The organism is Paenibacillus endoradicis, assembly GCF_024721975.1.
Genome location: NZ_JANQBB010000005.1, coordinates 442,282 through 453,792, shown reverse-complemented (window position 1 = coordinate 453,792; position 11,511 = coordinate 442,282). Strand labels below are relative to the sequence as shown.

Sequence of the window (11,511 nt, the reverse complement as noted above, 5' to 3'; positions counted from 1 at the left end):
CATCTCAAAACGGAAGGACTCTATCCTTATAATATCCGAAATTTAGATGAGGCACAAAGAAGAATTGAAGAATACATTCATTTTTATAACCAAAATCGACCACAACGGAAACTAAAGAAGCTGACGCCGGTTGAATACCGACGCCAGCTTGCTGCCTAGGGTCTTTTTTCAGTGTCTATAAAATGGGGTCTTGACCAGACTACATCCAGAGGTTTTTCTCGCTTCGCTCTATTTCTACCAATAACCTTTAATGCCTCGCTGCATACGAATCAACGCTTCGAGATAATAATAATCTCCCCAAATCATATAATCGTCAGGAGCACGCTCTCCTCTTACATGATAAGAACCATGCTTTAACAAACCTTGAGCGTCTGGCAAATCTGTTGTCGCATAGTTGTCCGCTAACGATTTCATACTGTCTTGTACTACCTTCTCAAACAGCTGGCGATCAGAATCATTTGTATCAAGCAGTTCTAACAATTCGAGCAGTCCACAAGCAGTAATCGCGGAAGCCGAGCTATCTCGTGGTGTATTCTGTTCAAGCGGTACATCGAAATCCCAATAAACTACATTATCTTCTGGTAACCGTTGAATAAAATAATGAGCCAATTGTTTCGATGTTTGCAAAAATGATTCATTTTTCGTATAACGATAAGCTAGCGCAAATCCATAAATTCCCCACGCCTGTCCGCGAGTCCAAGTAGATCCATCCTCATATCCTTGATGCGTTCCACCACGCAGAGCGTGACCATTTTGGGAATCAAAATAAAATGTATGATAAGAAGAACCGTCACCACGCACCAAAAACTTCTGACTTTTCAATGCATGCTTATAGGCGATATCATAGTACTTTTGCTCACCTGTCTGCTCAAAGGCCCAAAATAGCAATGGAAGATTCAATAAGCAATCAATAATAATTCGTCCGCCGTTTTCCGGATCTCCTTCTTTGCCCCATGCTTGAATAATTCCCGCTTCTGGACGCCAACGAGCAAATAATGTCTCAGCCGCTTTTAGTGCAACGGACCGAGCTTCTTCACTACCCGTCACGCGCCACTGTGCAACTGCAGATAACGAATACAAAAATCCAATATCATGGTGATCTAACATAACATGTCGATCCACACGGTCTTTAAAGTTCGCAAGAAATGATTCTGCTGCTTCCTTATAAAACGATTCATCGCTATACTCGTAAGCAAGCCACATCATGCCGACGTAGAAGCCCTCTATCCAATCATCGTTCTCTCCCCATTCATATCGCTGTCCTTCCGTAATGTGTGGAAGCTTGCCCGGGTGTTTTGCAACATTTTTTTTCACTTTAACAACTGCGTTCTCAATAGCGTTACTCCACATATCATACCAACCTCTCATCATTTAGAAACCCTTTATTTCCAAGCTGTATATTCGCTAGGCTTTATGCCCATCTCGCGTTTAAACAATTTAATAAAATAACTTTTATTAGCGTAACCCAAATAATCTGAGATCTCTTCAACTGGCTTGTTTGACTGTTGCAATAATTCCTTAGCCTTCTGCAGCTTTACCCTGTTGACGTACTCGATAAAGTTCTGGTTCGTCTCACGTTTAAACAATCGGCTAAAATAGCTTGAATTCAAGTTTAAATAATTAGCCATATCTTCCAATGTAATTTTCTCAGTCACATGTTGGATAACAAATTGCTGAGCTTTAATTACTTCCGTTCGCGTAGAGCTGACAACCAATATACTTAATTGTTTAGTCACATTACTTAGATATTCTACAATCCAATCTTTTAAATGATCTAATGTTTCAATAGAGTTCACAACATCATACAATTTATCTCTTGTTGAATCTTGTTGAAATTGAAGGGTAATCTTCGTTTTCATCTGAAGATCTAACAGCAATTGCAATACCATTTCTTTCACATCGCTAGGATGGAACTTTTTGTTTCTTACTCCTTTGGTCCATTCAGTAATCTGATCGCAAAGCGCATCAGGTTGATTAAGTGCAATATTATTGTTAATCGCAGAAAAGAACTGCGAATATTCTGCATAGATATCTTCCTCGGAAAAATCAGTTACTTCAAATCGATGAATCCTTGATTCACTTAAATAAAAACAATGTTCAGGATTTTTCAACATCGGTCTCAATACATTTTGAATTTCTTTAGGATTCAGGGCTCCTTGACCTTGGAAACAAGAGACTGATATTTTCAAATACTGCTGAATCGCTGAAATACATTGCTGCATTGCATAATAAATTGTTTGTTGCTCCTTCGCAGGATCATCACAGCAAAAAAGGATGACCAACTGTCTGTAACTATACTGAAAAATGGTAGATTGACTAGACTCTAAAATATCTTGCAGAATGTTTTCAACTGCAAAAGAAATCGTATAATCATTCATTTTTCGAGAACTAGCCAACGTTGACATACGATCAATCGAAACGACCATTGGTATGTAATATTTTGACTGAAGAGGAATTCCTATTTGACGGGCTTGTTCAATCCATGCCGCTTTCGTCCAGTTCGATTGATATAAAGTATCCTTCAGAAACTTTTCCTTAAATGCCGATTGATTCATAGACTCTTTCTGCTTATACAAGAGCATATCAGCCGATCGCTTTTTCTCTGAATTTATTTCTAGTACCACAGTTCTTAAAATCTCTTGCAGCTGATCCACATCTAAACTTTCTTTTAAAATATATTCACCTACATTTAGTTTCATCGCTCGCTGCGCATACTCGAATTCATTATGGCAAGACAATATAATGGCTCTAAAATTGGGATGTACACTTGTGAATTTCTCCAACATTTCTAGTCCATTCATTTTGGGCATCCCTATATCAGTAATAATAATATCTGGTTTTTTCAACCCTGCAGCTTCCCAAGCTTCGAGACCGTTCGAATAACAGCCAATAAGCTCAACAGCTAATTCTCCCCATTGAAGAGTCTTTGAAAGATATCTTACTACCGGATAATCATCATCCACTAGAATTGCTGTTAACACAACGATCACTTCACCTTCTATTTTGATGGGAATTCCATTATTATTACCGTGCCCACATCGGGCTCACTCTGAATATCGAATCGGAAAAACCTTCCGTGAATTAATTGTAGCCGCTGAACGACGTTGCTAACACCAATCCCCGAGAAGCCTTTGATCTTATCAGCACCTACATCCGGTTCCTCTTCAATATTAAATCGCACCTTTCGCAATTTATCCAACTTCTCTTTCGACATTCCTTTTCCATTGTCCCGAACGGATAAACTCAAGTATTGGACCTCTTCCTTATATGTACAATGTGCTGCGATCACAATTTTACCATCGAATTGTTCAAATCCATGAATAATAGCGTTTTCAATCAAAGGTTGAATCATAAAGCGCGGAACTAGCAACTTACCGCATTCTTCTTCAAAATCAGTCTCCAACACAACTTGATTGGCATGTCTAAAATTCATCAATTTCACATAATGGTTTACCGTGTTCACTTCTTCTTGAAGCATGATAAACTCATTATCACGATTAATAGTCATCCGTAATAAAGATGAAAGCGAGCTAATTAATTGTGCATTCTCTTTATCTCCTTGAACGAGAATATTGAGACGAATCGAATTCAACAAATTAAACATGAAATGTGGATTAATTTGTGATTGGAGCATTTCAAGCTCAGCTTTGCGCTTCTTCGCCTGTTCTCTTTCTATTTGCTCGAACATCGATTGAATACGATCTAGCATTTGATCAATCGTCCGAGCCAAACGGCCGACTTCATTAGGACCTCGAATACCATTGCGAGCATCAAGCTGTCCTTCTCCGATGGTAGTCACAAAGTTGCTTAAGTTCCTAATTGGTTTTGTTAAGGCTGAGATAAGAATAATTAATACGACAAAAAACAAAGTGAAAAATAATGCTTGAACCATAAAACTAATAAATAATACTTGGTTGTTCTTCGATATCGCTGCTGAATAAGGAATTAGGCTAACAACACGCCAATCGTTACTTTCCAGCCACTGCTCAACATAAATATACTTTTTATGCTCAATTTCTATCGTTCGTGGGTTCCCATCCTTCGACCACCAAGACATCTTCTTGCCTATTTCCTTCGGATCAGCATGAGATATTACCGTACCCTCGTTATCTATTAACATCATAGTTTGATTAGCATCATTTACTAGACGAGATCGAATCATTCGTTCGTTCACATTTACAATTACTGAACCAATTGAATTATTTAAACCACGCTTGATCGGCCGACCAATTGTAATCCAATGAGCGGAATTTTTATTATAATTAAAGTTTTCCCCTTGCCAGTAAGAAGAAAAGACCGGCATATTTTTCAAAAGAGGATACCATTCTTTTTCGTAAAATATGTTCGGATTAAATTCACTGTACGAGTAATTAGTATAAATAAACCCGTTCTTCCCAAGGATAGTTACATAAAAATCATCCTTTGGGGCGAAAAGATCATCTAATGTCCCCGATAACCGACTATAGCTAAGTGTATAATCCTGTTTTTTTTCCTTCGTATTTAATTCATCCCGATTAACTAAGAGCATTTGACGAATTTCACTGCTCATCAGCACGAAGTTGGATAATTCTAATGTCTGTTCAAAAACACCATTAATTTCGGTTTTGGTTACTTTTAGCGTATTTTCTGCGCTAGATATTGCCTTCTCTAATATAATATCTCTAGTAAAATAGTTTGTGAAAAAATAAATAATAATAAGTGGAATTAAAATACATAGCAATGCTGACCATACCAATTTCATACGCAAGGAATATTTTTGAATAAACACAGGTGTAGTCCCCTTAGCAAAATTGAAATTGGGACAGGAAAATTTACGATTTCCTGTCCCAACTCATATTATAACTTCACTTCATCCGAAAACTCCATCAACATTTTGTTGCTTAGTTATTTTTAACAATTTCCGCAATTTTTTTGTCAATGTTCGCAATCGTTGTATCCACATCTTGTTTACCTAAAATATACAATTCAGCCTCAGGAATAACTGTATTTTTCGCTTCATCAGCATACTTCGCTGGAACCGGAGCAACACCTGGATTCGTGTTTTCCATTGTATATTTCAATGATTCTACATCGATTTTGGAAGGGTCTTTAGATCCTGCTACGATGGTATCAACAAGTTTGTTTGTATCAGACTTTGCCCAACCAGAGAATACACGTCCTCCGATTTCTAAACCTTTAGAGGTATACCATCTTACGAATGTATATGCTGCTTCTTTGTTTTCTGACTTAGCTGCTACACCCATATAAGTCGGTTGTACTGGTGAATAATGCTTGCTTTCGCCATCCACTTTTGGAATCGGCGCGAATGCAGTTACAAACGTAGCAGGAATTGCGTCAGTACCACCAGATTCAGCAACCATCCAATCGCCCATCGGCATCATTGCAGCAAGTCCATTGAAATATTGATTACGGTATGCAAGCTTTTGTGAAATAATATCTTCATACATGTTTGCACTCTTATCTTCATACATCATCTTTTTCATCATTTCCAAGTTTGCTTTGAACAATGGCTCCAACGCATTCGAAGTTCCATCTGCTTTAAGGAATGTATTATCAGATGACTTACTCATCAATTGTAGTTGGAAATAATCTGGCCAGTTATGCAAGTATGCGCCATAACGCTTAGTAGCACCATCACCTTTAGTTAGTTGCTTCGCATAATCTTCGAACTCTTTCCAAGTCCAATCTGTAGGAACTGGTAATCCAGCTTCATCCAACATATCTTTGTTCAAAAGAACGAACCAACGCTGCATGGATGATGGAAGTGCATAAATTTCACCATTTACTTTTGTGTCAACAAGATATTCGTCTTCATACTTATAACCATCTTTTTCAATGTAGCTTGTCAATGGCTCAAGTAATCCAATATCTGCACGCTGTGAATAGTTTGTATAAGGTAACTCGATAATGTCTAACTGATCTTTCGATGCTGCCATTAAATCCAGCTTTTGCATAGATGCAACAGAATCACCTTTTTCATTCAGTAAATCAAGTTCTACTTTAATACCAGGGTTTTCTTTTTCGAATTCTGGTATAATGACATCCCACTTCGCTTTATCATTAGTCTGCCAAGTGCTTAACTTAATAACTACTTGTTCCTTTTCTGGCTTTACAGCATTATCTGTAGGCTTATTAGTAGCGTTCGGTGCGTTGTTACCATTTCCTCCGCAAGCCGCTAAAGAAGCTACCAACGTCAAGCCTATTAATGCTGTTGAAAATTTTCTCTTTTTCATCTAAAACCCTCCAATTAATGATAAATGTAAATGCTTACAATATTATCCTAACACACTGTTTTTTTACCTGTAGTACTCAAATTTTACTGAAGAGAAACTATTTTGACTTTATTTATCCTTTTACACCACCAGCCGAAATACCTGCAATAACTTGCTTTTGTCCAATTGCAAAAATGATAAGTAACGGTAGAATAGCAGAAACTGCACCTGCCATCATAAGCGAGTAAACATCACCATACTGGTCTCCGAACAATCTTATCCCTAATTGAATCGTAAATAAACTTTTTGTTTTGATGAAAATAAGTGGATATTGATAATCGTTCCATGTCCATATAAAGCGTAGTATTGCATAAGTCGCTACACCTGGACGAATAAGCGGGAATGCAATTTGGAAAAATGTCCGTATATGTCCCGCTCCGTCCATACGAGCTGATTCAAGATACTCATTGTTAACACCCATGAAGAACTGTCTTAACATAAACGCACCGATAATACTAAAACTATTAATTAATATCAAACCGGCATGAGTATCTATTAAATTCAACCAGTTAAACATTAAAAACTGAGGAACTAGTGAGGCTTGCGGCGGTACCATATACAATGCAAGTACGACTACAAACATCGCGTCTCTACCTGGGAAACGTAGCTTAGAAAATCCATAGGCTGCTAGCGCACATACAAATACATTAATAAAGGTCGTTGCTAGTGTAATATAGATCGAGTTCAAATAGTACTGAACGAAATCACCGGTCCATACTTCCTTGTAATTTTCAATCATATTCCAATTTTGAGGGATCCATTGAATCGGAAACGTAAATACATCCGCTTCTGTCTTAAATGAAGTTGAAAGCATCCATAGAAATGGAAGTAAAAACACGATACCTAGCAATGCCATTGCCAGGGTCCAAGCAATTTTTGATACATTTACATTTTTCATTATCTATTCCTCCGAACCCTAGCTTAATAGTTAACCCATTTCTTTTGTGCCAACATTTGCAAACCTGTAATAATAAGACAAATCACGAAAAGAATTAGTGCCATACTTGAAGCATATCCCGTTTTCAGTTGATTAAATGCCGTGTCGTACAATTCATACACAATTACCGTTGTTGAATTGGCCGGTCCGCCCTGCGTTAATACTTGAATCAAGTCGAAAATTTTAAATGTTCCGATGATTCCTGTTACTAGTAAGAAAAACGTCGTCGGTGAAATACATGGAACTGTAATGTTATAAAACTTTTTCCATACGTTAGCTCCATCAATATCAGCAGCTTCATATAAATCCTTCGGAATACCTTGCAGACCTGCTATGAAAATAATGATATTATAGCCTAGTAGAATCCATATTTGGATCATCATTAAAGATGGTAAAGCAAAGTCAATATCAGCAAGCCATTTCGGTGGGTTTTCAATTCCTATTGAGATCAAGAAGTTATTAACAGGACCAAGTGATGGATGGAAGAGCACCTGCCATACCATAGCGATTGCTACAACACTTGAAATATAAGGTAAAAAATAAATAACTTTGAAAGTATCTTTAAGATAGACATGCTTATCAATCAAAATAGCAATTAACAATGCAAGCCCGATAGTAATCGGCACTGTTAGTATAAAATACAAATTATTTACTAAGCTCTTCATAAATACATCATCATTAAATAATCTTATAAAGTTATCAAAACCCGCGAACTCAATTGCTCCAATCCCTGCTACGAAATTCCAGTGGGTAAAACTAAGCAATAATGAAGCTACAACTGGAATTAATGTTAAAATAACCAGCCCGATCATTAAAGGAGCAACAAATAAGTATCCTGCTATTTTCTCCCTTGTTCCCATACTTAAGTGGGTTCGTCTTTCTTTCTGTTTCATGTTTCTCCTCCTCAGCGTCCTTTTCTATACTACTATTGTAAGAAAGATAGCGATTGCTATTAAGAACTAGAATTGTTCAATTTGAAACTTTTTTTACTTTTATATGACAAATTTAGGAAGACTTCACGATGCAAATTGTAAAAACATTCGGATAAGATTATGTAACAAAAAAAGAACCGACAGCTTAACTGACTACGTTACTATAGTCAATTTTGCTATCAGTTCTTATTCTTTCACTTCTCTAAAGGATTATTATCGATAAAAAGTTCTCTCAGCAAACCAGTTATTTAACATATTCCAGATTGCACATGGAATGGATTAAGCTTTTTAAGCGCCTTATCGAGAGGTATACTCGTGTTTTAGCACCTCATCGATATGATTACTAGTTTTTCAATGCCTTATCGAGAGGTATATTTGCCCCACTCCATCCTGCTGCTGAAGTCCACGGTATTGCTGGTTGCTGCCAAAACGGATGCTGCTCCGGCAATCCGAGCGGTAGCAACACAGTGGAACATAAATACAAACTACCCGTCGATAAGTATTGTTCAGCCAATTGTGGCTGTGATCCACATAATCCGATACGCAACCAACCATCGGTTGTAAACGTTTCTGGCGCATCCAATGTACGGCTAATGACAGCGGTAAGCGCTTCACGTATTTGAGCTGGCTCTACATGCTGCGGCCATCTTTCAAGTAAAGCACTTTGTGCAAGCGCATGGAATGCACCACAACGATATGGCATCGATCTTCCCATAATCGGGAAGCTGCCATCAGGAGCAACCAATCGTTCAAGTACCCCGCCATAGCGTCTAGCTCTAGCCATTATAGGTTCATATAAACTTTCCCATTCGGGAGCTTTACTGTGCATCACTTCGATAATATCAACCAACATTGGAGAAATAACGAAACTGTTATAATAATCCCAATGGAAGTCCACACCATCACCGTAGGTTCCGTCACCGACATACCATTGCTCATGCTGCAGTAATGCATAATCTATCCGCATCGGGTCCCAATCTTCTTCGCCTGCAACGTAAAGAAACACTTCAATAATAGCTGAAAATAATAACCAATTGGATGGATTAGGTTTTCTGCTCCTTGTGCTCTTCATACATTGAATCACTTGGTGTTTCACCCGTGAATCAAGCTTATCCCATAGCTCGCCTTTTCCTCTTAGAAGTCCTTGTGCCAAAAATGCTGCGTCGACGATAGGCTGTCCACCCTCTGTGAAATTCATAAAATTCGCAGAGTTAGAATTCGTAGCTGAATCCAATGCCTTCCTGCATAAATGAGCATAATATTGGCGGCGTTGCTCCTCTTCTTTATCGCTATGCTCCTGTGATATCCAAGGTGCAATTCCACATAACAAGCGTCCGAATGCTTCCAAATGAGTGTATAAAGCCCGGTCTTCCTCATATCCAGGTACCGTCTCTACAGGCATCCTTTCCTTGAGTTTTTCTTCTGCAAGTGATTCTAATATCGGTGAAGCTAATCTCTCTAATTGAGAAAACCAATACTTACGTCTATTCGGACTTTTTAAACTTTCATTCTTCATCGTTTCGTCCCCTCCCTTGCATTAAGAAAAGCTACTGGTTGAAGCTCAACATTCACCCTAATAGCAAAAGTCATTACCCGATTTATTCTTAAACCATAATACCACGATAATTTTTTCACCATTGTTTACCATCATACAGCGATTCAAACAACGTTGCACGAATAAAATTTGCTAACGTTTTACGAAATTTATTGTTGATGAACAATAAATTATGAAATTAACTAATTGAAATTATAAATCAATCATAAAAAATACCGTCCTTCATCGGATTTTCACACCCAATAAATTACGGTATTAGTTGGTATGATACACATAGATATTTATCGCATTGAAGCAGGTAATTGTGCATTGAAAGTAGTCGCCATTTCATCAAAAATCATTGTCATTACATTTGTTATAAGTAACTGTTTCCATTGTATATACATACTAACGATACCATTTGTGGAAATAGTTCGAACGCCTTAATCGTTCTCTACAGCAACTCCTAGTTTTTAGTGAGAATGTACGAACTTTAATTTGACACCGAGGATATCTTTTTAATTAAAACTCAAAATTAAGTATATTAGTACGATGATATGACACATTAAGCAAGTATAGATATTTCAATTTTAGCAGAGGAGCGTTCAAACATGACGAAACGATTTGAAGGTAAATCAGTTATTGTAACTGGAGGAGCAAGTGGAATCGGGGAAGCAACCGTTAAGGAATTTATAAAAGAAGGTGCACAGGTTGTTATTGCTGATATGTCTGATAAAGGACAGCAGTTATCTGATCAGCTCAATAAAGAGGGCTACATATCTTATTTTTTCAAAACAGATGTTACAGATGAAGACAATGTAAAAAACTTAATAACAGCTACTGTAGAAAAATTCGGTAAACTTGATGTTTTATTTGCAAATGCAGGAATTGGTGGTGCATCTCTCGTTCATGAAACAGAGTATTCGCAATGGAAAAAAATTATTGATATCAATCTGAATGGTGTATTCCTTTGCAATAAATATGCGATCCAGCAAATGCTACAACAGGATTCTCGTGGAGTTATTGTAAATAATGATTCTATTCATGGCGTAGCTGGTAAAGCCGGTGTTGGAGCTTATAGTGCAGCTAAAGGTGGAGTGAAGCTGCTGACTCAAACTGCTAGTGCTGAATATGCCAAGGAAGGTATTCGTATCAATACCGTTAATCCTGGATATACTGACACTCCACTGTTAGGTGGCCTACCTAAAGAGGTAAAAGACGAATTAGTTTCCTTACATCCTATTGGTCGGTTGGGTAGACCTGAAGAAATTGCAAAAGCTGTTTTATTCCTTGCTAGTGATGATGCTTCGTTTATTACAGGTGCTAGCTTATTAGTTGATGGTGGGTATACAGCCATTTAAATATATTGTCTCATTGCGGCTTAAAATTCAAAAAAAATATCACCCAATTGAACGGTTCATAGAAACCTTCAATTGGGTGGTATTTGTTGTTTTTATTACTAAGTAGTTTATGGGCATACAAACGCTGTTTAAGGATATTTATAGCCATCCCAGCATTTGATATTGACACACACATACCCAATCATTGAATTGGTTTAAGCCACCTTATGCTCAATCCTTAGTTTGTCTGCCACCATTGCAATAAACTCCGAGTTAGTCGGTTTAGACTTGCTAATATTGACTGTATAGCCGAATAGGTGGCTAATGCTGTCGATGTTTTTCCTTAGAGCCATAAGGGTTTTAGGATTTTTATAAACTATATACTTTTCCCATCTCACAAGGTATTTATAGGTTTTATGACCACAATTTATTGGTCTGTGATTATTGTAATATGTGATGAAATGGAACACAAGTTCAAAGCCTATAAACTCATGAA

The 11,511-nt window shown here is 37.5% G+C and carries 9 protein-coding genes and 1 pseudogene; 2 read left to right on the top strand and 8 right to left on the bottom strand.

Going from position 1 to position 11,511, the window contains the following annotated elements; translation table 11 throughout:
* The coding region (locus NV377_RS18550; protein ID WP_258202298.1) for an IS3 family transposase at positions 1 to 159 on the top strand (159 nt) is incomplete at its 5' end.
* 75 nt (positions 160 to 234) lie between these two features.
* Here the strand turns inward: NV377_RS18550 and NV377_RS18545 are convergent.
* From NV377_RS18545 to NV377_RS18515, 7 genes are all read right to left on the bottom strand, one after another.
* The gene (locus NV377_RS18545) at positions 235 to 1,350 is read right to left on the bottom strand and encodes a glycoside hydrolase family 88 protein (RefSeq protein ID WP_258202297.1); all 1,116 of its coding nucleotides are present in this window, start codon (positions 1,348 to 1,350) and stop codon (positions 235 to 237) included.
* Between the two features lie 32 nt (positions 1,351 to 1,382).
* Positions 1,383 to 2,981: a response regulator transcription factor gene (locus NV377_RS18540; protein WP_258202281.1), complete on the bottom strand. Its 1,599-nt coding sequence runs from the start codon at positions 2,979 to 2,981 to the stop codon at positions 1,383 to 1,385.
* Positions 2,982 to 2,998: 17 nt separating this feature from the next.
* A complete protein-coding gene (locus NV377_RS18535) occupies positions 2,999 to 4,768 on the bottom strand; it encodes a sensor histidine kinase (protein WP_258202280.1) in 1,770 nt (589 codons plus the stop codon).
* A 112-nt stretch (positions 4,769 to 4,880) separates the two neighbouring features.
* Positions 4,881 to 6,233 (bottom strand): ABC transporter substrate-binding protein, encoded by a 1,353-nt coding sequence (locus NV377_RS18530; protein ID WP_258202279.1) that lies wholly within the window; start codon positions 6,231 to 6,233, stop codon positions 4,881 to 4,883.
* Positions 6,234 to 6,345: 112 nt separating this feature from the next.
* Entirely contained in the window at positions 6,346 to 7,170 is an 825-nt protein-coding gene (locus tag NV377_RS18525; protein WP_258202278.1) for a carbohydrate ABC transporter permease, read from the bottom strand.
* A 23-nt stretch (positions 7,171 to 7,193) separates the two neighbouring features.
* Positions 7,194 to 8,102 carry a carbohydrate ABC transporter permease gene (locus NV377_RS18520; protein ID WP_258202277.1) on the bottom strand — a complete coding sequence of 303 codons (909 nt, stop codon included), beginning with the start codon at positions 8,100 to 8,102 and terminating at the stop codon, positions 7,194 to 7,196.
* A 382-nt stretch (positions 8,103 to 8,484) separates the two neighbouring features.
* The gene (locus tag NV377_RS18515; RefSeq protein WP_258202276.1) at positions 8,485 to 9,657 is read right to left on the bottom strand and encodes a DUF2264 domain-containing protein; all 1,173 of its coding nucleotides are present in this window, start codon (positions 9,655 to 9,657) and stop codon (positions 8,485 to 8,487) included.
* 629 nt (positions 9,658 to 10,286) lie between these two features.
* Between NV377_RS18515 and NV377_RS18510 the strand changes: the two genes are divergently transcribed.
* Positions 10,287 to 11,036 carry an SDR family NAD(P)-dependent oxidoreductase gene (locus NV377_RS18510; protein WP_258202275.1) on the top strand — a complete coding sequence of 250 codons (750 nt, stop codon included), beginning with the start codon at positions 10,287 to 10,289 and terminating at the stop codon, positions 11,034 to 11,036.
* Positions 11,037 to 11,230: 194 nt separating this feature from the next.
* Here NV377_RS18510 and NV377_RS25955 read toward each other — a convergent pair.
* Positions 11,231 to 11,359 (bottom strand): annotated as a pseudogene (locus NV377_RS25955) (sporulation initiation factor Spo0A C-terminal domain-containing protein); the annotation flags it as partial.
* Between the last annotated feature and the right edge of the window lie 152 nt (positions 11,360 to 11,511).

Excerpts from the sequence above, each read along its gene's own strand:
- NV377_RS18545 (WP_258202297.1), bottom strand. The coding sequence starts at position 1,350 with ATGTGGAGTAACGCTATTGAGAACGCAGTTGTTAAAGTGAAAAAAAAT.
- NV377_RS18530 (WP_258202279.1), bottom strand. The coding sequence starts at position 6,233 with ATGAAAAAGAGAAAATTTTCAACAGCATTAATAGGCTTGACGTTGGTA.
- NV377_RS18525 (WP_258202278.1), bottom strand. The coding sequence starts at position 7,170 with ATGAAAAATGTAAATGTATCAAAAATTGCTTGGACCCTGGCAATGGCA.
- NV377_RS18520 (WP_258202277.1), bottom strand. The coding sequence starts at position 8,102 with ATGAAACAGAAAGAAAGACGAACCCACTTAAGTATGGGAACAAGGGAG.
- NV377_RS18515 (WP_258202276.1), bottom strand. The coding sequence starts at position 9,657 with ATGAAGAATGAAAGTTTAAAAAGTCCGAATAGACGTAAGTATTGGTTT.
- NV377_RS18510 (WP_258202275.1), top strand. The coding sequence starts at position 10,287 with ATGACGAAACGATTTGAAGGTAAATCAGTTATTGTAACTGGAGGAGCA.